The sequence below is a fragment of the Kitasatospora sp. NPDC001119 genome (assembly GCF_053598475.1).
The window spans coordinates 15675-35930 of the sequence record NZ_JBSFKI010000039.1; the positions used below are offsets into that span (position 1 = coordinate 15675).

Genomic DNA, 20256 nt, shown 5'->3' on the forward strand with positions numbered 1-20256 from the left:
TTTTCGGAACAATGAAGGGCCGACATGAAAGGGGCCAGTCCGGCCGCCTTCCCGGCGAAAGAAGAATTATCACGTGGCGCTCGTCCACGGAAGTGGTGTGCTCGATCTCCACCATGACGGCACGTCAGGGATGGCGTGGCGGTCGGGCGCGCGGATGCTAGCCGTCGAGCGTGTTCAATCTACATAAGGATTAGCGGGGTCTGGCGTAAAGATTGTCCTGATGCCTTCGACCCCCTTCTCTGTCTTGCGGAGTGAGACGGGAGCTGCCTAGTATCCGCCGTACTGTTCGCGAAGAAGCGAATCGGCGAGGGGATTTCCGGGGGTGCTTTAGCGCTCCCGATCGCCGTGAAAGGTGGATCCGTCATGCCTGGCTCCGATCGGAGCGCGCACGCTCCGACCCAGTTGTCCTTCGCCCAGCAACGGCTGTGGTTCCTCGACCGGCTGCGGCCGGGCCTGTCGGACCACAACGTCCCGACCGCGGTCCGCCTGCGCGGCCGGCTGGACCAGGAGGCGCTCGTCCGGGCGCTGACCGACGTCGTGCGGCGCCACGAGGTGTTGCGCGGCAGGATCGTCGACTCCGAGGACGGCCCGTGCCACGTCACGGAGCCGGTCGGGACCTTCGTGCCGACGATCACCGACCTGGCGCACACCCCGGCGGAACAGGCCTGGCAGCGGGCCCGGGAGCTGGTGGCCGCCGACCTGGCGGCCCCCTTCGACCTCGGCGCCGCCCCGATGCTGCGGGCCCGACTGATCCGCGTCGCCCCCGACGACCACCTGCTGGTCCTGGTGATTCATCACATCGCCTGCGACGGCTGGTCGCTGCCGGTGCTGTGGCAGGAGTTCTCCGCCGGGTACGGCGCCGCCGTCGACGGCCGGCCGATCGCCCTGCCGGACCTGCCCGTCCAGTACGCCGACTTCGCGCACTGGCAGCGGACCCACCTGGCCGGAACCGCGCTGCAAGGCCAACTCGACTACTGGCGAGAGCACTTGGCCGACCTGGTCCCGTCGGTGCTCCCGACGGACCGGGAGCGCCCCGCGGCGTGGTCCGGTCGGGGCGACCAGGTCGAGATCGAGATCCCGGCGGACCTCGCCGACCGGATCCGCGCACTGGGGCGCACCCACGAGGTGACGCCGTTCATGACGCTGCTGGCCGCCTTCCAGGTCCTGCTCGCGCGCTGCACGGGACAGGCCGACGTGACGGTGGGGACGCCGATCTCCGGGCGGACCCGGATCGAGGTGGAGCCGCTGGTCGGCTTCTTCGTCAACACCCTCGTCCTGCGCACCGATCTGTCCGGCGACCCCGGATTCACCGACGTGCTCGCCCGGGTGCGGCGGTGCGCGGTGGAGGCCTACGCCCACCAGGACGTGCCGTTCGAGCGGCTGGTGCAGGAGCTGCGGCCCGAGCGCGACCTCGGCCAGCACCCGCTGGTCACCGTCATGTTCCAGCTGGAGGATCCGCCCGCGCTCCCGTCCGGCCTTCCGGGACTGGAGGTGAGCAGCCATCAGATACCGAACGAAGTCGCCAAGTTCGACATCGAGGTCTCCCTGACGGACCTCGGCGACCGTCTCACCGGCGTCATCCGCTACGCCGCCGACCTCTTCGAGCGCGACACGGTGCTGCGGCTCGCCGAGGGCTTCACGGCGCTGCTCGACCACCTCGTCGGCGCTCCCGAGCGGCCGATCTCGGCCTGGCAGACCCCGCCCGGCCTCCGCGTGGGCGCCTCTGCTCCCACCGTGCACCCCGCGGCCCCGCGGCCCGATGCCTCCCAGGCCGGCGCCGCCGAGACCGAGACCGAACTCCTCGTGCTGGAGACCTGGGCCGAGGTGCTCGGAGTCACCCCGGACGGCGTGCACAGCGACTTCTTCGAGCTGGGCGGCCACTCGCTGCTCGCCTCGAAGGTCATGTCCCGACTCGGCCGGGCGCTCGACCTCGAACTGCCGGTCGTCCTGCTCTTCTACCACCCCACCGTCGCCGAACTCGCCGACGGCATCGACGCGGCGCTGCTGGCGGACCTCGGCGAAGCCGAGGCGGAACCGCTCCCCGCCGGAAAGGCCCGTCACCCGTGAAGGCACAGCACAGTCGCCCCGAGAAGCCCGGCCAGCCGACCGCTTCCACGCGGGCCGGCCTACGCGCCCTGCTCGACCAACGCGTCCGCGCGGCCCGGACCAGGGCCGCCGAGGGCGAGCCGGAGGCCGCGGTCCCGCCCCGCCCGGAGGGTGCGCGGGTGCCGTCGTTCACCCAGGAACGCATGTGGCTGATCGAGCGGCTGTCCGACGGCCCCGCGCTGTACAACGTCCACGAGGTCTTCCGGCTGCGCGGCCCGCTGGACGTGGCCGCCCTCGGTCATGGCCTCACCGAGCTGGTGCGGCGCCACGAAGTCCTGCGCACCGCCTTCCCCGAGGAGGACGGCCGCCCCGTCCCCTCGGTGGAGCCGGCCCGGCCGGTCGACCTGCCCGTCACGGACCTGCGGACCGAGCCCGCGGAACGCCGGACGGAACTCGCCCTCGACCTCGTCCACTCCGAGATCCTGCGCCCCTTCGACCTGGCCGCCGCCCCGCTGCTGCGCGCGTCGCTGCTGCGGGTCGACGAGGACGAGCACCTCCTGGTGGTGGTCGTCCACCACATCGCGGTCGACGGCTGGTCGATGCCGCTGCTGTGGGACGACCTGTCGGCGATGTACCGGAGCCGGCTGGAAGGCCGCGAGCACGAGTTGCCGCCCTTGCGGATCCAGTACGCGGACTTCGCCCACTGGCAGCGGGCCCGGCTCTCCGGTGACCGCCTGCAGAGCCAACTGGACTACTGGAGCGCACAGTTGTCCGGGCTGTCGCCGCTGGACCTGCCCACCGACCGTCCGCGCGGACCGGTCCGCGCGGGCCGGGGCGAGCGGATCACCTTCACGGTGCCCGAGGAACTGGCCGAGCGGCTGCGGGTGCTGGGCCGGCGGCACGGCGCGACGATGTTCATGACCCTGCTGGCGGGGTTCCAGGCCCTGCTCGCCCGCTACAGCGGGCAGTCCGACGTGGCGGTCGGCACGCCGGTCGCGGGCCGCACCCGGCCGGAACTCGACCCGCTGGTGGGCTCGTTCATCAACACCGTGGTCCTGCGCACCGACCTCGCGGACGACCCGGGCTTCGCCGAGCTGCTCGACCGGGTCCGCCGGACCGCCCTGGACGCCTACGCGCACCAGGACGTGCCGTTCGAGCGGCTGGTGCAGGAGCTGCGGCCGGCCCGCGGCCTCGACCGCAACCCGCTGTTCCAGGTGATGGTCGCCGGCCTGTCCGACCCGACCGCCTCCCTCCGGCTGGCCGGGGCGGAGGTCGAACAGCTGGAGGTCGACAACGGCACGGCCAAGGTCGACCTCAGCCTGGTGATCGCCGACCGGCCGAGCGGTCCGGACGGTACGGCAGGCAGGAGCAGTGCGGCAGGCACGACCGGCACCGTGGCCTTCGACACCGCCCTGTTCGACCGCGCGAGCGTGGAGCGCCTGGTCGGCCACTACCTCCGGCTGCTGGACGCCGCGGCCGACGACCCCGACCGTCCCGTCTCCCGCCTGGACCTGCTCACCGAGGCCGAGCGCGAAGCACTGCTGGTGGCCGCCAACGCCACCGACGAACCCTTCCCCGCCGACCTCTGCGTGCACGAGCTGGTGGAGGAGCGGGCCCGGCTGACCCCCGACGCGGTGGCGGTCCGCTGCGGAAGCGAGCGACTGACCTACCGGGAACTCGACGGCCGGGCCAATCAGTTGGCCCGACACCTGCGAGCCCGGGGAGCCCGGCCGGAACGCCTGGTCGGCGTCTGCCTGCCGCGCTCGGCGGAGCTGGTCGTGGCCCTGCTGGCCGTCCTCAAGTCGGGCGCCGCCTACCTGCCGCTGGACCCGGACCTCCCGGCCCAGCGCATGTCGTTCATGCTCGCCGACGCCGACGTGCCGCTGCTGCTCACCCGGCGCTCCCTGGCCGACCGGCTGCCGGAGCACGGCGCCGAGACGGTGTGGCTCGACGCCGAGGCCCCGCTCGTCGCGGCCCTGCCCGAGGACCGGCTGCCGCCGCTCGCGACGCCCGCCGACCTGGCGTACTCGATCTACACCTCCGGTTCGACCGGCCGCCCCAAGGCCGTGCTGGTCCCGCACGAGGGCGTGGTCAACTACCTGGTGGTCCGCGGCCGCCAGCTGGACCTCGACGGGTCCGACGTCGTCGCCTCGGTGGCCTCGATCTCCTTCGACGTCATCGTCCCCCAGGTGCTCATGCCGCTGGCCTGGGGCGCGAGCGTGGTGATCGCCCCGTCGGAGGTCGCGGTCGACGGCCCGCGCCTGACGGAGATGATGCGCGAGTTCGGCGTGACCACGCTCATGGCCACCCCGGCCACCTGGCTCCTGCTGCTGGACGGCGGCTGGCAGGGCGGCCGGTTCCAGGCGATCTGCGTGGGCGAACCGCTCCAGCCCGCCCTGGCCCGGCGGCTCCTCGACCGGGTCTCCACGCTGTGGAACGGCTACGGTCCCACCGAGGCGTCCGTCGGCTGCGTCACCCGGCGGGTGGACGCCGACCGGGACCTGGCCCGGCCGGGCGGGTCCGTGCCGATCGGCCGGCCGCTCGGCAACCTCCGGATCTACCTGCTGGACCCGGCCGGCGCCCCGGTGCCCGTCGGCGTCCCGGGGGAGATCCACATCGGCGGGGTCGGCGTCACCCGCGGGTACGCCAACCGGCCGGGGCTGACCGCCGAGCGCTTCGTGCCCGACCCGTTCGGCGCGGACGGCGGTCGGCTGTACCGGACCGGCGACCTGGCGCGGTACCTGCCGGACGGCAGCCTGGTCTTCCTCGGCCGCACCGACGAGCAGGTGAAGATCCGCGGGTACCGCATCGAGCTGGGCGAGATCGAGGCCGCGCTGTGCGCGCAGCCCGGCGTCGCCAGGGCCGCGGTGACGGTGCGCGGCGGCGGGACGGACGCCGAACTGGCCGGCTACCTGGTGTGGCAGGACCGACCGGGTGACCTGGCGGCCGTGCGGCGCTCCCTGCGCGAGACCCTGCCCGAGTTCATGGTGCCCACGACGCTGACCGCGCTCGACCGGATCCCCCTGACCACCAACGGCAAGGTGGACCGCGCGGCCCTGCCCGAGCCCGCCCGCCACGACCACGGGGCCGGTGCGCTCCCGCCACGGGACCTGCCGGAACTCCTGATGGCCAGGATCTGGGAGCGCGTGCTGGGCACCCCGCGGGTCGGCGTCCGGGACGACTTCTTCGCGCTGGGCGGGCACTCCCTGAGGGCGGTCGAGCTGGTGGAGGCCGTCCGGCGGGAGTGGGGGGTGACCGTGCCGCTGAACACGGTGTTCCGCCACCCCACCGTCGAGGGGCTGTGCGCGGAACTGCCCAACGCGGCGCGGGCCCTGCGCCGACTGGTCGTTCCGCTGGCCGAGGGGGACCGCCGCCGGGCGCCGCTGATCCTGGTGCACCCGCAGAGCGGCGACGTGTGCTCCTTCCTCCACCTGGCCGGACAGCTCACCGAGCGGCTCGCCGAATCCCCTCTGGGCGGCCGGCCCGTCTACGGTCTGGAGGCCGTCGGCTACAACACCGACGAGCCGCCCCTGGCCACCGTCGAGGAGCAGGCGCGGCGCTACCTGCGGGAGCTGCGGTCCGTCCTGCCCGACGGCCCGTACCTGCTGGCCGGCTGGTCCTTCGGCGGGCTGGTCGCCTTCGAGCTGGCCCGCCTGCTGGAGGAGCAGGGGAACCCCCCGGGGTTCCTCGGGATCATCGACGTCGGAGCGCCCGCGTCCACCGGTGAAGCCGCCGACAGGGAAGGCGGGGACCTCCACGAGCTCGACGAGGAGGCCGCCCTCGCCCTGCTGCTCCACGACGCGGACGGCCGCGAGCACCTTCCCGAGGGGGTGCGCACCGAACAACTGCGGCGCATGGCGCGGGTGTTCACCGCCAACGGCGCCGCCGCCCGGCGCTACCGGTCGACGGCACGGCTGCGGACACCGATCCACCTGTTCACCAGCGCCGAGACCCACCCCGAACTCGGCGGCCCGGTCGTGGTCCCCGCCCGGTGGCGGGACCGCACCCGGGGGGCGTTGAGCATGGTCGAGGTCCCCGGCAACCACCACGACATGCTGTCGCCGCCGCACGTCGCCCGCTTCGCCGACGCGCTGTCGGCCGTCCTGGAGGAGCTCGGATGAGCGACCGACACGAGTTGCCGCTGTCGTCGGCGCAGTCCGGCATCTGGTTCGCCCACCACCTGCGGCCCGGCAGCCCGGCCTACAACACCGGCGAGTACGTGGACATCCCCGGGCCGATCGACCCGGAGCTGTTCGAGACGGCCGTACGGCGCGTGGTGGACGAGACCGAGTCCCTGCGCGTCCGCCTCACCGACGGCGCCGACGGCCCCCGGCAGGTCGTCACCGCGTCGCCCGACTGGACGATGCACCACGTCGACCTCACCTCGACACCGGACCCGCTGGGGGAGGCCGAGCGCTGGATGAGCGCCGACCTGTCCACCCCGCTCGGGCTCACCCGGGACCCGCTGTTCTGCCAGGCCCTGTTCGCCGTCGCGCCGGACCGCTTCCTCTGGTACCAGCGCGTCCACCACATCGTGGTCGACGGCTTCAGCATGTCGCTCATCGCGCGCCGCGTCGCCAAGACCTACACCGGACTGGTCGGGGGCCGGGCCGGGGCGGGGCCGGCCTTCGGGCCGCTGAGCGCCCTGCTGGCGCACGACGCCGCCTACCACGCCTCCGGACAGCCCGAGCGGGACCGGGAGTTCTGGGCGGCCCGGCTGGCCGGACGACCGGACCCGGTCAGCCTCGCCAGCCGCTCGGCGCCCGCCTCGGACGGCTTCCTGCGCCGTACCGGCAGCCTCGACGCGCCCACCCTGGCCGCGCTGCGGCGGGCCGCGCGACCCGCCGGGGCGAGCTGGCCCACCGCCTTCACCGCCGCGGTCGCCGCGTACCTCCACCGCCTCAGCGGCGAACGGGACATCGTGCTCAGCATGCCGGTGACCGGGCGCACCGGCTCCGCCGCGCCGGCCGTGCCCGGCATGGTGGCGAACGTGGTGCCGCTGCGGCTGCGCGTCCACCCCGAACAGGGCCTGTCCGCGCTCGCGCGACAGGTGGCCGAGGAGGTCGCCGCCCAGCGCGGGCACCAGCGCCACCGCGGCGAGGACCTGCGCAGGGAACTGGACCCGGCCCGGTCGGAGCGGGTCCTGTTCGGGCCCGTCGTCAACATCATGTCCTTCTACTACCACCTGGACTTCGCGGGCGTCCGGGCCACCGTGCACAACCTGTCCAACGGGCCGGTCGAGGACCTCTCCTTCTCCGTCTACGACCGCTCCGACGGCACCGAGCCCCGGCTCGACCTCGACGCCAACCCCGCGCTCTACACCGAGGCCGAACTCACCGCCCACCAGCAGCGGTTCCTCCGCTTCCTGGACACGGTGGCCGCCGCCGACCCGGACCGGCCGATCGGCCGGCCCGACCTCCTCACCCCCGGGGAACGGCACCGGACCGTCGTCGCCGTCAACCGCACCACGCGGCCGCTGCCGCACCCGACGGTGCCGTCGGCCTTCGCGGCCGAGGTTGCGCGCACCCCCGACGCGCCCGCCGTGGTGTGTGGCGAAACCACTCTGTCCTACGCGGAGTTGAACGCCCGGGCCAACCGGCTGGCCCACCGGCTCATCGCCCTCGGCGTCCGCTGCGACAGCACCGTGGCCGTGCTCATGGAACGCTCCGTCGACGTGGTGGTGGCGGTCCTGGCGGTCACCAAGGCCGGCGGCGCCTACGTACCCCTGGACACCCGGGCCCCGGCGGCCCGCCTGCGCCGCGTCCTGGACGACACCGGGGCGGCGGTGCTGCTCACCCACCGGGCCACCCGGGACCACGCGCCGTCCCTCGGCACCCCCGGTGTCGTCGTCGACGCCGACCCCGGCCTCGCCGACCAGCCGGCCACCGACCCCGTCGTGCCGCTGCGCCCGGACCACCTGGCCTGCGTCCTGTACACCTCGGGCTCCACGGGCACGCCGAAGGGCGTGGCCCTGAGCCACCGCAACGTCATCAGCCTGACCGCGCAAGGCTGTTGGCGCGAGGAGGACGGCCCGCGCGTGCTCGCGCACTCCCCGCACGCCTTCGACGCCTCGACCTACGAGTGGTGGGTGCCGCTGCTCAACGGCGGCCGGGTGGTCGTGGCCCCGCCCGGGGAGCTGGCGCTCGCGGACCTCCACCGGCAGATCGTCGACCACCGGGTCGGCGCGCTCTGGCTGACGGCCGGGCTGTTCCGGGTGTTCGCCGAGGAGTCCCCGGGCACGCTGGCCGGGGTCGGCCAGGTGTGGACCGGCGGCGACATCGTGCCGGCCGACGCGGTGCGGCGCGTCCTGGACCGCTGCCCGGACTCCGTGGTGGTCGCCGGGTACGGCCCGACCGAGGCCACCACGTTCACCACCCGCCGGGTGCTCCGCCCCGGCCAGGCCGTGCCCGACGTCGTCCCCCTCGGTCGGCCGGTGGACAACCGGCGGGTGTACGTCCTGGACGAGGCGCTGTCCCCGGTGCCGCCGGGGGTGGCCGGCGTGCTGTACGTCGCCGGCGCGGGCGTGGCGCGCGGGTACCTGAACGACCCCCGCCGGACGGCCGCCCAGTTCGTGCCGTGCCCGTTCGGCGAACCGGGCGAGCGGATGTACCGCACGGGCGACGTGGTCCGCTGGAACGCCGAGGGGGAGCTGGAGTTCCTCGGCCGCGCGGACGAACAGGTCAAGCTCCACGGCTTCCGCATCGAACTCGGCGAGATCGAGGCGGTCCTGGCCGGGCACCCCGCCGTCGCCCAGGCGACCGTGGCCGCCGGCCCGGGCGCCTCCTCCGGCCGGCGTCTGATCGGCTACGTCGTCCCGGCCGGGGCCCCGGGGCCCGACCCGGCGCTCGACCCGGCCTCGGTGCGGGAGCACGCCGCCGCGGCGCTGCCGGACTACATGGTGCCCTCGGCGATCGTCGTGCTCGACGCCTTCCCCCTGACGCCCAGGGGGAAGATCGACCGGGCCGCGCTGCCCGTCCCCGACCCCGAGCCGGCACCGTCCGGGCCCGGGCCGCGCACCCCGGCGGAGCGGACGATGTGCGCGCTGTTCGCCGAGGTGCTCGGCCGCCCCGAGGTCGGCGTCGACGACGGCTTCTTCGCGCTCGGCGGCAACTCCCTGCTCGCGACCCGGCTGGTCAACCGGGTGCGGGTGCGGTTCGGCCGGGACCTCACCCTCGGCGCCCTGTTCCAGACGCCCACCCCGGCGCGCCTGGTCGAAGCCCTGGAGGAGGCCCCGGACGCCGCGGCCGTACCCGTCCTCTCACCCCGTACCCGACCCTGAGCCCCTGAGGGCGATCACAGGAAGCACCTTCGGCATGGTCCACACCCTCTCCCAGCCCGACGACACCCCGGCACCGCCCGCGACACCGGAAGCACCGACCGCCGTAGCGCCGGGGGAGTCCCAGGTCCGCCGGTACTACGAGCTGGTCGACGCCGGCGACGTTCCCGCGCTGGTCGCCCTGTTCACCCCCGACGCCCGCTACCACCGCCCCGGGTACCCGCCCATGGTCGGGCACGCCGAACTGGAACGCTTCTACCGCGACCAGCGGGTGATCCGCGCCGGCACCCACACCCTGGCCACCGTGGTCACCACCGGCGACGAGGTGGCGGTGCACGGCCTGTTCCGCGGCGTGCTGCACGACGGCGGCGAGGTCGAGCTGCGGTTCGCGGACTTCTTCCGGATGACGCCGCAGGGCCGCATCGCCGCGCGCGACACCTTCTTCCACGTGCCGGCGGTCTGAGGCACAGCCACAACCACAGCCACAGCGGCACCGGCGGCGACCACATACGCGTCGCGCGTTCACCCCCGACGGGGACACTTCAGCACAGGAAAGCGGGAAGCAGTTGACCCAGACGGTCCTCACCTCCGACATCCCGGCGTTCGTCGGCAGCGGACGGCCACCGTTCGACGCCCGGGCGATCCACGAGCTGGTCGCCGAACAGGCCGTGCGGGCCCCGCACGCGCCCGCCGTCACCTGCGACGGACGGACCCTGACCTACCGGCAGCTCGACGACCGCGCCAACCGGCTCGCCGGGCGGCTGCGGGAGGCCGGACTGGCGCCGGAGGGCGTCGTCGGCGTGCTGGTGCCGCGGTCGCCGGAGCTGATCGTGGCGCTGCTCGCCGTCCTCATCGCGGGCGGGGCGTACCTCGGACTCGAACCGGACGACCCGGCCGCCCGGCACACGCTGCTGCTCGAAGACGCCGGCGCGGCCATGGTGATCACCGAGGAGGCCGCGGGGCCCGAGCTGCGGGAGCGGCTGCCCCACGCCGTCGTCACGGTGACGGAGGGCGACCCGGCGCAGGAGCCGGCCACCGCCCCGGCGGCCCCGGCCCGCCCCGGCGACCCGGACCGGCTCGCCTACGTCAGCTACACCTCCGGCTCCACCGGCGAGCCCAAGGGCGTCGGCGTGCCCCACCGGGCGGTCGACCGGCTCGTCCGGGGCGCGGACTGGGTGGACGTCCGCGCCGAGGACGTGTTCTTCCACCTCGCGCCGGTCGCGTTCGACGCCTCCACCTTCGAGATCTGGACCCCGCTCGTCAACGGCTGCCGGCTGGTCCTCTTCCCCCCGGTCGCCATCACCCTGGAGCACGTGGCGCGCGTCGTCCGCGCCGAGCGCGTGACGGTCCTGCTGCTGACCACCGGGCTCCTCCACCAGATGGTGAGCTCCCACCCGGAGGCGTTCGCCGACGTCCGGCACGTCCTCACCGGGGGCGACGTGGCCTCGCCCGGCCACGTCCAGCACCTCCTGGCCCGCCACCCGGAGCTGCTCTTCACCAACGGCTACGGGCCGACCGAGAACACCACGTACACGACCTGCTGGACCAGCAGCACCCTCCCCGAGCTGCGGAGCGTGCCGATCGGCCGCCCGATCAGCGGCACCAGGGTCGCCGTGCTCGACGAGGACCTCAGGCCGGTGCCCGTCGGCGAGTGCGGGGAGCTGTACGTCGCCGGGGCGGGCCTGGCCCGCGGCTACCTGGGCCGCCCGGCCGCGACCGCCGAACGGTTCCTGCCCGACCCGTTCGGCACCGAGCCCGGCGCCCGGATGTACCGGACCGGCGACCTCGTGCGCTGGCTGCCGGACGGCACGCTGGAGTTCGTCGGACGCGCGGACGACCAGGTCAAGGTCCAGGGCTACCGCGCCGAACCGCGCGCCGTCGAGGTCGAGTTGGAACGGCTCCCCGGGGTGCGGCACGCGGTCGTGCTGCCGCAGCCCGACCCGGCGGGCGGCACCCGGCTGCTGGCCTACGTCGTGCCCGCGGAACCCGGCCCGGAGGGCAACGCCGACCTCGGGCGGCGGCTGCGCCACGACCTGCGGGAGAGCCTGCCGGACTACCTGATCCCCTGGGCGATCCTGGTCCGTCCCGAGCTGCCGGTGAACCGCAACGGCAAGATCGACCGCCGGGCCCTGCCCACCGCCACCCGGGTCCCGCGCAACGTGCCCAACGAGTTCGTCCCGCCCGTCACCGAGGTGCAGACCCGACTGGCCGACCTGTGGGGCGACGTCCTCGGCATCGAACCGGTCGGCGTCGACGACGACTTCTTCGACCTCGGCGGGCACTCCCTGCTGGCCACGGACCTCCTGGTCGCCACCCAGCGCGAGTTCGACGTGGACCTCCCCGCGCAGACCCTCTACATGTCGCCGACCGTCGCCGAGCTGGCGACGGCCCTCATCGAGCGGCTGGGGACGGCGGGCCCGGACGGCCGGGCCGATGCGCCAGGCGGCCCGGCCGACGCGGCGGGGGAGGAGCGGCCCCGATGACGACGGTCCCCCCGACCGCGCGCTGCCCGGTCCTCGCCCCGCGGCCGGTCGACCTGATCGACCCCGACCTCTACCACGCGGGCGGGGCGCACGAGGCGTGGCGACGGCTGCGCCGCGAGGCACCGGTGAGCTGGCAACCGGTCGGCGACATCGGCTACTGGTCGATCGTCGGCCACGCCGAGGCCAACCGGGTCCTGCGCGACCACGCCACGTTCACCTCCGAACAGGGCACCCTGCTCAACCTCCTCGGCAAGGGCGACCCCGCCGGCGGCCGCCAGATGGCCGCGACCGACCCGCCCCGGCACGCCCACCTGCGCGGCCCGCTCCAGCAGGCCCTGTCGATCAAGACGGTGGAGAACGACCGGGAGGCCATCCGCCGGGTCGTCGTCGATCTGCTCCGGCCGCTGGCCGACGGCGGCCCGTACGACTTCGCCGCCGCCATGGCCACCCTGCCGATGGCGGTCATCGGCACCATGATGGCGCTGCCGCAACAGGACTGGCCGCGGCTGGTCCGGCTCGCCCACGCCTGCATCGCCGCGGACGACCCCGAGTTCCAGCTCGCCGACGGGCCCCAGGCCACCCTGGTGACCGCCCACCGCGAACTGTTCGCCTACTTCCAGGACCTCGTCACCGAGCGCCGGCGCGCACCGGGCGACGACCTGGTCAGCGTGCTGCTCACGATGGAACTGGACGGACGCCGGCTGTCGCCGGGCGAGATCGTGTCCAACTGCTACAGCCTGCTGCTCGGTGCGACCGTCACCACCGCCCAGCCGCCGATCGCGGCGATGGCCGAACTGGCCGGCACCCCGGTCCTGGACGACTGGGCGGCCCACCCGGAGCTGCTCGGCAGCGGCGTGGAGGAGGCCCTGCGCTGGGCCTCGCCCACCCAGCACTTCATGCGCCACACCACCCGCGACGTCGAGGTCCGGGGCGTGCCGATCCCCGCGGGGGACGCGGTCGTCGTCTGGCTGGCCTCGGCCAACCGCGACGAGACCGTGTTCGCCGACCCGTACACCTTCGACATCCGACGGCGGCCCAACAAGCACATCGCCTTCGGCGTCGGCGCGCACTACTGCATCGGCCACACCGTCGCACGGGTCGCGCTGCGGATCCTGTTCGCCGAACTGCTCGGCCGGTTCACCGACTTCGAGCTCGCCGGGGCGCCGCGGCGGATGCGCTCGAACGTCATCGCGGGCTTCACCCACCTGCCGGTCACCGCGCGGACCCGGTAGGGCCCGACACTCTCACCGCAGCCGAACCCGACAAGAAACCCCACACGGAAGGTCATCAGTGGACGCTCCTCCGGCCCGTACCCGCAACAAGTGGTTCCTGCGCGAGCCGTCGCCGGTGGCGCCGGCGCGGCTGTTCTGCCTGCCCTACTCCGGCTGCGGTGCCAGCATGTACCGCCAGTGGCCGTCCTCGGTCGACGGCGTCGAGGTCTGCCCCGTGCAACTGCCCGGCCGGGAGAACCGGATGCGCGAGCCCGCCCACACCACCTACCAGGCGCTGGCCGACGACCTCTGCGAGGCGCTGCGCCCCTACCTGGACCGGCCCTACGCCCTGTTCGGCCACTGCGGCTCCGCGCTGGCGGCCTACGAGACCGCCGTACGGCTGGTCCAGCGGGGCTGCCCCGCCCCGACCCGGCTGTTCGTCTCCTCCGAGGTCGCGCCGCAGGACGGCCCCTACGGCCGCTTCCTCGGCATGAACGACGACGAGCTGGCCGACGAACTGCGCGGGCTCGTCGCGGAGTTGGGCGGCACGCTGGAACCGAGCCTGCTCGCGCTCTACCTCGGCGTGCTGCGCAACGACGTCGACATGAACAAGCGCTACCACGTGGCCGAGCCGGTCCGGCTGCCGTGCCCGGTCACCGCCATCGGCTGGACCGAGGACACGGGCATCGAGCCGTCTCTGATGACCGGCTGGCCGGCCTGCGGCGACACCACCTTCGAACTCCTGGAAGGAGGCCACTACCGCTTCATCGAGGCGCCGGCGGACCTGCTGGCGCTGCTGGTCGCGGACCTGGCGCCCACCAGCTCCCGCACGTCCTGACGGCGGACCCGTCCGACCTCGGACGCGGCGCCCGACGCGACGTCCGAATGCCGCCAGCACACGGACCCTTCCACGGGTGACGATCGGGACAGCCCGACCGTACGCCGGCCACGGCCCGCCTTCCCGCGGCCCGTGCGCCTGCTCGTCCCCGCCCGTCGAAGGACCTCCCCGTGAACGACGCCCTCTTCGCCGTTGCCGAAGCTGCCACCGCCGAACCCGACACCGTCGCGCAGGCCACCGCGGCACCCGCGCCGGGCCCGGCCTCCCCGGGCCCGGCCGCCCTGCCCGCGCTCGCCCCGGTCGACTGGCAGGACGTGCGGGAGCAGCTGGACCGGGACGGGGTGGCACTCACCGGGCCCCTGCTGTCGCCCGCCCAGTGCCGGGAGCTCGCCGACACCTTCGACGACGACGGCCTGTTCCGCTCCACCGTGGTGATGCAGCGCTACGGCTTCGGCCGCGGCACCTACCGGTACTACGCCGACCCGGCCGCCGTACCGGTCCTGGACGCGCTGCGGGAGCGGCTGTACCCGCCGCTGGCGCGGATCGCCAACCAGTGGGCGGCGCGGCTGGGCGAGCGGACCTTCCCCCTCACCCTCGCCGAGCTGCACGCCGAGTGCGCCGCCGCGGGCCAGCACCGTCCCACCCCGCTGGTCCTGCGCTACGGTCCGGGCGACCACGCCTGCCTGCACCAGGACGTCTACGGCGACCTCGTCTTCCCGCTGCAGGCCACGATCATGCTGGAACGGCCCGGCGAGGACTTCACCGGAGGGGAGAACGTCTTCGTCGAACAGCGGCCCCGCTCGCAGTCCCGCGCGATCGTGGTGCGGCCGCGCCTCGGCCAGGCCCTGGTCTTCCCCGTCCAGCACCGCCCCGTCCAGGGCAGCCGCGGCTACCGGCGCCACCCGATGCGCCACGGCACCAACGCCGTCGAGTCCGGGCGCCGCACCACGCTCGGCGTGATCTTCCACAACGCCCGCTGACCGCGCGCCCGCCCGCTCACCACCAGGACACCCCGTGAACACCCTCGCCCCCGAGACCGTCCCCGACACCGCCGCCGGCAGCGTCCAGGCCGCCGTCCGCGCCCTCGACACCGCCGACTGGACCGCCCTGACCGCCGAACTCGACACCCACGGCTGCGCCCCGACGCCCCGCCTGTTCGACCCCGCCCAGTGCCGGGAGCTCGCCGCGCTCTACGACCGGCCCGAACTGTTCCGCACCACCGTCGACATGGCCCGCCACCGCTTCGGCTCCGGCCAGTACCGCTACTTCACCCACGACCTGCCCGAACCCGTCGCCGTCCTGCGCGAGGCCCTCTACCCCCACCTGCTCACCGTCGCCCGCACCTGGGCAGACAAGCTCCGCCGCCCCGCCCCCTGGCCCGACACCCTCGCCGAGTGGACCGCCATGTGCCACGCCGCCGGCCAGGACAAGAGCTCCCAGATCCTGCTGCGCTACGGCCCCGGCGACTGGAACGCCCTGCACCGCGACGTCTTCGGCGACCTCGTCTTCCCCCTCCAGGTGGTCATCGGCCTCGACGCCCACGGCACCGACTACACCGGCGGCGAGTTCCTCCTCGTCGAACAGCGCCCCCGCGCCCAGTCCCGCGGTACCGCCACCGTCGTCCCCCAGGGCCACGGCCTGGTCTTCACCACCCGCGACCGCCCCGTCCCCTCGGCCCGCGGCCACCGTGCCGGCCCCGTCCGGCACGGCGTCAGCACCGTGCGCAGCGGCCGCCGCCACACCCTCGGCCTCGTCTTCCACGACGCCTGAGGCCCCGCCGCCATGGCCGCCACCGGCACACCCGGGCCCGCCGCCGACACCGCTGCGCCCACTGTCGGCACCGCCCCGGTCCCGTCCCGCCGCTACACCCTGACCGGACCCGACAACCGCCCCTACTCCAGCACCACGCCCGGCACCCTCGGCGGCCACCGCCGGGGCCGCCTCTACGGCCGCCTCGACTGTCCCTCCGCCCTGCGCACCATCGCCGCCGGCGGCTACGTGCGCCACCGCGTCTTCTTCGCCGACGAGGCCACCGCGATCGCTGCCGCCTACCGGCCCTGTTCGGTGTGCCTGCCCGAGAAGTACCGGCAGTGGAAGACCCGCCGGAAGGACCGCACCCCGTGAACCCCCGCCCCGCACCCGACCGCTCCCCGCTCCTCCCCGAACCCGGGCCGACCGCCTACGGCGACCTCCCCGCACCCGCCCCCCACACCGCCCCCGAACTCGCGGCCCTGCTGCGCCTGCTCGCCGACCACCGCCGCCCGGCCCCGCACGGCGTCGCGATCGGCCACAGCCGCGACGACGCCTCCCGCGCGGCGGCCGCCGCCTTCGCCGACGCCTGGCAGGCCGCCGGCCACGCCGTCCTGGCCGTCGTCGACTGGCCCGAACAGGCCGCCTCCTGGCTGCGGCCCGCCCACCGCCTCACCGCCCCCGAGCCCGACGCCCTCGTCATCGCCGCCGCCCCGCTCGGCTGGGCCCAACTCGCCCGACGCCTGCGCCACAGCACCCCCTGGCGCCCGGACCGCACCTTCGGCTTCGCGTCCCTCGCCGAGCCGGTCGCCGCCGCGCTCGCCGGGCCCGGCGTCCTGGACGGCGTACGCGGCGCGGGCGCGGACGGCGGCACCTGGCGCGTCGCCTCCGGCTGGACCGACTCCTTCCCGCCTGCCACCCCGGGCGCCGCCGCGTGACGACCACCCCCGCCCTGTTCGGCCCGCCGCCCGCCGGCTACGAGCGCCGCGAGATCGCGCCGGGCGCCGTCCACCTGCCCGGCTGGCTCACCCCCGACCGGCAGCGCGACCTCGTCGCCGCCTGCCGCGCCTGGGCCACCGGGCCCGTCCCGATCCGGCACACCCGGCTGCCGCGCGGCGGCGTCATGTCCGTACAGACCGTGTGCCTGGGCTGGCACTGGCAGCCCTACGCCTACACCCGCACCGCCGACGACGTGAACGGCCGCCGCGTCGCCCGCCTCCCCGACTGGCTCGCCGACCTCGGCCGCCGGGCGGTGGCCGACGCCTACCAGGACCCCGGCCAGGGCGCCGGCTACGAACCCGACGCCGCGCTGGTCAACTTCTACGACGCCGACGCCCGGCTCGGCATGCACCAGGACAAGGACGAGCGCTCCCTCGCCCCGGTGGTCTCCCTCAGCATCGGCGACACCTGCCTCTTCCGCTTCGGCAACACCCGTACCCGCAACCGGCCCTGGACCGACCTGACCCTCGCCTCCGGCGACCTGCTCGTCTTCGGCGGCCCCTCCCGCCTCGCGTACCACGCCGTGCCGAAGATCCTCCCCGGCACCGGCGACCCCGCCGTCGGCCCCGCCCGGGGCCGCCTCAACATCACCCTGCGCGTCACCGGACTCACCGACCGCGCCCCCGAGGCGACCGGAGCGCCCCCCGCCGGGGCCGCCCCCGTCGCCTCGCCGGAGTCGGGAACGCGCTACTGACGGGCCCCCACCGCAGCCCCGAGCCCGAGCAGCGCCACCCCGGCCACCCCCGACAGCCCCCGTTGCACCTTGCGCCGCAGCAGGACGCGCTGGATCGCGCCCAGGACCGCGACCACCACGACGTACCAGGCCAGGGCCAGCAGCCAGAACAGCCCGGCCAGGAGCACGTGCTGGGAGAGCTCGGACATGCCGGGCAGCTGGAACTGCGGGAAGAGGGAGAGGTAGAAGGCGGCGACCTTCGGGTTGAGCAGATTGCTCAGCAGGCCCTGGCGGAAGTCCGCCCCGCTGTCCGGCGCCCCGCCACCGCCGCCACGGCCGTGGCCGGCGGGCTGCGCGGCCGTCGCGTCGTCAGCTCCGTCCTCGCGTCGGCCGAGGCGGATGAAGTCGATCAGGGACCGGATGCCCAGGTAGGCGAGGTACAGGGCGCCGGCGATCCGCACGGCGGTGTAGAGCACTTCGGAGCCCGTGAGCAGCGCGGTCAGGCCCGCGACGGCCGCGCCGGCGAGGACCGCGTTGCCGAGCATGATGCCCATCGCGGTCGCGGCCGCGCCCCGGCGGCCGCCCCGTGCCGCGTTCCGCAGCAGGAGCACCAGGTCGGGGCCCGGAACAACGATGATCAGAAGAGAAGCGAGTACGAACGTCAGTAGCTGCGCAGTCATACACCAATCATGGCGCGGTTGAGAAGGGTTTTGGGCAAGTTGGTGAGAACGGCCGGTTCCTCCGTGTCCCGAAGCGTGGCGGTCGTCTGCATTCAGGGGACTTGTCCGTTCGACTGCCGCCGCCGTTCTCATATTCCGTCAGAAATCCTCTCAGCATGTGAGACCGGCGAAATCGGACCATGCGGTCCCTGGTCGATTCGCAGACTTACCGATGTGAATGCCACGAGGCCTTCCGCGCTTGTTAGAGTCGAATCACCCGAAGCAACCCGGGTCTCCGGAGTTCGGTATCCGGAGTCGCACGACTTCTTCGACCCGCACGTGACCGTGATGGAGTGAGATCGCATGAAGTCCCGACTCGACCGCTACGAGGAATTCATCGAGAAGGAGTACCGGGCCGGCCTGACGAAGCCCGACGAGTACTCGCTCGACGACGTCACCCCGGACCTTCGACAGCGTCTCTCCGAAGGGAGGTTCAAGCGCATCGTCTTCACCGGAATGGGCTGCTCGGCCATCGTCTCGGATATCGTCCGCGGCTACTTCACGGAGATCGGCCTGCCCCTCGAAGTGCACGTCGTGAACGACTACGACTTCCGCTTCCTGGCCGCTCCCTCGGTCCTCGAGGACGAGGCGACCCTGTACATCATCAGCTCGTACAGCGGGCACTCGCAGGAGCCGGTCCTCGCCTACCAGCGGCTTCGCGCCGTCCGGGACCAGGTGCTCCTGCTCACCTCCGGCGGCAAACTGGCCGAGCTCGGGCGGGCGGACGGCGCCTCCATCGCCTACTGGCGGCTGCGCGAACCGGACCGCGAGTACCCGCTCTTCCACGTCTCGCAGTACTTCGCCATCCTGATGGACATGTTCCACGAATTCGGGGTGCTGAGCGACGACCACCACGCCCGGCTGGGCGAATTGGCGGGCCTGCTCGAGGCGGATTTCGAGGAGAACGGCCGCGAGGCCGCCCGTCGGATCGCCGACGCGAGCGAGGACGCGAACATCATCATGATCGCGTCCCCGAAATGGCACGAGAGCCTGCTCAAGCTGGCCAAGATGCACTTCAACGAGATGGCCATGGTTCCGACCGCCCGGAACTACTTCCACGAATTCTGCCACAGCGAGGTGGCCACGCTTTCCGACCCGGTGCGGAAGCACAGCACGGTCTGGTTCTCCGACGCGGACGACGACGAGTACACCCTCGCCAAGGGTGAGAACCTGCAGCGTCTGCTGACCGACGACCGACCGGAGAACCGGAACATCCGGTTCTCCCGGGTGCACCTTTCGGAGGGAGACTTCCTCCGGAAGTACTTCACCGCCCTCAACGTGGTGCAGCACGCGGCACTCCGCCTCGGCCGGCACCACGAGACGCGGTCGCGCGACCTCATCTCCGAATCCGCCGGAAACCCCTGGTACCACAGCACCACCATCGAGTCCGAGCTGACGGCGTAACACCCGGACGGAGAGAACGGAGAGGACTGTGGTGGCGGACATGGATGACACCAGTCCGCTGCACCTGTTCGACGTCACAGGCAAGGTGGCCCTGATCACTGGGGCCACCCGCGGGCTGGGCCAGGCCATCGCGGCCGGCCTGGCCCGCGCCGGTGCCAGAGTGATCGTCGCCGGGCGCAGCAGCGAAGCAGCAGACGCGGTCGCCGGCAAACTGGCCGTCGACGGAGGATCCGCCGTCGGTGTCGGGCTGGACGTGACGCGGGAGGCAGAGGTCGAGGACGTCCTCTCCCGTGCGGTGCGCGAGCACGGCGGACTCGACATCGTCGTCAACAACGCCGGCATCATCGACAGGTTCCCGGCCGAGGACTACCCGGCCGAGACCTGGCAGCGCGTCATCGACACCAACCTGACCGGCGCGTTCCTCGTGTCACGCGCCGCCGGGAGGGCCATGCTCCGGCAGGGCAGCGGAAAGATCGTCAACATCGCATCGGTCCTGGCCCACAGCGGTGGCCGCAACGTCGTCGCCTACGCGGCGAGCAAGGGCGCGCTGGTACAGCTCACCCGCTCCTGTGCGGCGGAGTGGGCCGGCCGGGGCGTCCACGTGAACGCGATCGCCGCCGGCTACTTCGAGACGGACCTGACCGCCGGTCTGCGCACGGACGCGCAGCGCAGTGCGGGCCTGCTCACCCGGGTACCCGCCGGCCGTTGGGGCAGGCCCGAGGAGCTCGTCGGGACCGTGCTGTACCTGGCCTCGGAGGCGTCCAGCTACGTCCACGGAGCCGTCATCGAGGCGGACGGTGGATGGACCGCCGCATGAACAGCCACCGCATGAACACCCACCGGGTGAACACCCACCGG

The 20256-nt window shown here is 73.7% G+C and carries 15 protein-coding genes; 14 read left to right on the forward strand and 1 reads right to left on the reverse strand.

Annotation, left to right across the window (positions count from 1 at the left end; translation table 11 throughout):
• Positions 1-363: 363 nt before the first annotated feature.
• The 12 genes from ACWDD9_RS34925 (at position 364) to ACWDD9_RS34980 (ending at position 17296) form a co-directional block, all read left to right on the forward strand.
• Positions 364-2067, forward strand: coding sequence for a condensation domain-containing protein (locus ACWDD9_RS34925; RefSeq protein WP_449813865.1), 1704 nt, complete (start codon positions 364-366; stop codon positions 2065-2067).
• Positions 2064-6167: a non-ribosomal peptide synthetase gene (locus ACWDD9_RS34930; protein WP_449813866.1), complete on the forward strand. Its 4104-nt coding sequence runs from the start codon at positions 2064-2066 to the stop codon at positions 6165-6167. The genes ACWDD9_RS34925 and ACWDD9_RS34930 overlap by 4 nt, the downstream gene beginning before the upstream one ends.
• Complete coding sequence (locus ACWDD9_RS34935; RefSeq protein WP_449813867.1) at positions 6164-9325, forward strand: amino acid adenylation domain-containing protein; 3162 nt, start codon at positions 6164-6166, stop codon at positions 9323-9325. The genes ACWDD9_RS34930 and ACWDD9_RS34935 overlap by 4 nt, the downstream gene beginning before the upstream one ends.
• A 34-nt stretch (positions 9326-9359) precedes the next feature.
• Positions 9360-9785: a nuclear transport factor 2 family protein gene (locus ACWDD9_RS34940; protein ID WP_049650332.1), complete on the forward strand. Its 426-nt coding sequence runs from the start codon at positions 9360-9362 to the stop codon at positions 9783-9785.
• Positions 9786-9888: 103 nt separating this feature from the next.
• Complete coding sequence (locus ACWDD9_RS34945; protein ID WP_449813868.1) at positions 9889-11805, forward strand: amino acid adenylation domain-containing protein; 1917 nt, start codon at positions 9889-9891, stop codon at positions 11803-11805.
• Positions 11802-13037: a cytochrome P450 gene (locus ACWDD9_RS34950; RefSeq protein ID WP_049650333.1), complete on the forward strand. Its 1236-nt coding sequence runs from the start codon at positions 11802-11804 to the stop codon at positions 13035-13037. Before ACWDD9_RS34945 ends, ACWDD9_RS34950 begins: the two co-directional genes overlap by 4 nt.
• A 58-nt stretch (positions 13038-13095) precedes the next feature.
• Positions 13096-13854 (forward strand): thioesterase II family protein, encoded by a 759-nt coding sequence (locus ACWDD9_RS34955; protein ID WP_049650334.1) that lies wholly within the window; start codon positions 13096-13098, stop codon positions 13852-13854.
• A gap of 170 nt (positions 13855-14024) precedes the next feature.
• A complete protein-coding gene (locus ACWDD9_RS34960; protein WP_234348262.1) occupies positions 14025-14834 on the forward strand; it encodes a 2OG-Fe(II) oxygenase in 810 nt (269 codons plus the stop codon).
• Positions 14835-14961: 127 nt separating this feature from the next.
• Positions 14962-15624 (forward strand): 2OG-Fe(II) oxygenase, encoded by a 663-nt coding sequence (locus tag ACWDD9_RS34965; RefSeq protein WP_375874701.1) that lies wholly within the window; start codon positions 14962-14964, stop codon positions 15622-15624.
• A gap of 12 nt (positions 15625-15636) precedes the next feature.
• Positions 15637-15978, forward strand: a complete 342-nt coding sequence (locus tag ACWDD9_RS34970) for a metal-binding protein (protein WP_375874673.1) — start codon at positions 15637-15639, stop codon at positions 15976-15978.
• Positions 15975-16541 (forward strand): hypothetical protein, encoded by a 567-nt coding sequence (locus tag ACWDD9_RS34975; protein WP_375874672.1) that lies wholly within the window; start codon positions 15975-15977, stop codon positions 16539-16541. Before ACWDD9_RS34970 ends, ACWDD9_RS34975 begins: the two co-directional genes overlap by 4 nt.
• Complete coding sequence (locus ACWDD9_RS34980) at positions 16538-17296, forward strand: alpha-ketoglutarate-dependent dioxygenase AlkB family protein (RefSeq protein ID WP_375874671.1); 759 nt, start codon at positions 16538-16540, stop codon at positions 17294-17296. Before ACWDD9_RS34975 ends, ACWDD9_RS34980 begins: the two co-directional genes overlap by 4 nt.
• Here the strand turns inward: ACWDD9_RS34980 and ACWDD9_RS34985 are convergent.
• A complete protein-coding gene (locus ACWDD9_RS34985; RefSeq protein ID WP_063780371.1) occupies positions 17290-17955 on the reverse strand; it encodes a LysE family translocator in 666 nt (221 codons plus the stop codon). The genes ACWDD9_RS34980 and ACWDD9_RS34985 overlap by 7 nt on opposite strands.
• Positions 17956-18297: 342 nt before the next feature.
• On the opposite strand from ACWDD9_RS34985, the gene ACWDD9_RS34990 reads away from it, so the two are divergent.
• Together ACWDD9_RS34990 and ACWDD9_RS34995 are read left to right on the forward strand one after the other, a co-directional pair.
• Complete coding sequence (locus ACWDD9_RS34990) at positions 18298-19398, forward strand: SIS domain-containing protein (RefSeq protein ID WP_074005839.1); 1101 nt, start codon at positions 18298-18300, stop codon at positions 19396-19398.
• A gap of 40 nt (positions 19399-19438) precedes the next feature.
• On the forward strand, positions 19439-20215 hold the full coding sequence (locus ACWDD9_RS34995) for an SDR family NAD(P)-dependent oxidoreductase (RefSeq protein WP_049659034.1): 777 nt from the start codon (positions 19439-19441) through the stop codon (positions 20213-20215).
• Positions 20216-20256: the final 41 nt, after the last annotated feature.

What these genes read in the sequence shown, in the direction of transcription:
- ACWDD9_RS34995 (WP_049659034.1), top strand. Translation starts at nt 19,439, where the DNA reads ATGGATGACACCAGTCCGCTGCACCTGTTCGACGTCACAGGCAAGGTG.
- ACWDD9_RS34985 (WP_063780371.1), bottom strand. Translation starts at nt 17,955, where the DNA reads ATGACTGCGCAGCTACTGACGTTCGTACTCGCTTCTCTTCTGATCATC.
- ACWDD9_RS34925 (WP_449813865.1), top strand. Translation starts at nt 364, where the DNA reads ATGCCTGGCTCCGATCGGAGCGCGCACGCTCCGACCCAGTTGTCCTTC.
- ACWDD9_RS34940 (WP_049650332.1), top strand. Translation starts at nt 9,360, where the DNA reads ATGGTCCACACCCTCTCCCAGCCCGACGACACCCCGGCACCGCCCGCG.
- ACWDD9_RS34950 (WP_049650333.1), top strand. Translation starts at nt 11,802, where the DNA reads ATGACGACGGTCCCCCCGACCGCGCGCTGCCCGGTCCTCGCCCCGCGG.
- ACWDD9_RS34990 (WP_074005839.1), top strand. Translation starts at nt 18,298, where the DNA reads ATGAAGTCCCGACTCGACCGCTACGAGGAATTCATCGAGAAGGAGTAC.
- ACWDD9_RS34935 (WP_449813867.1), top strand. Translation starts at nt 6,164, where the DNA reads ATGAGCGACCGACACGAGTTGCCGCTGTCGTCGGCGCAGTCCGGCATC.
- ACWDD9_RS34970 (WP_375874673.1), top strand. Translation starts at nt 15,637, where the DNA reads ATGGCCGCCACCGGCACACCCGGGCCCGCCGCCGACACCGCTGCGCCC.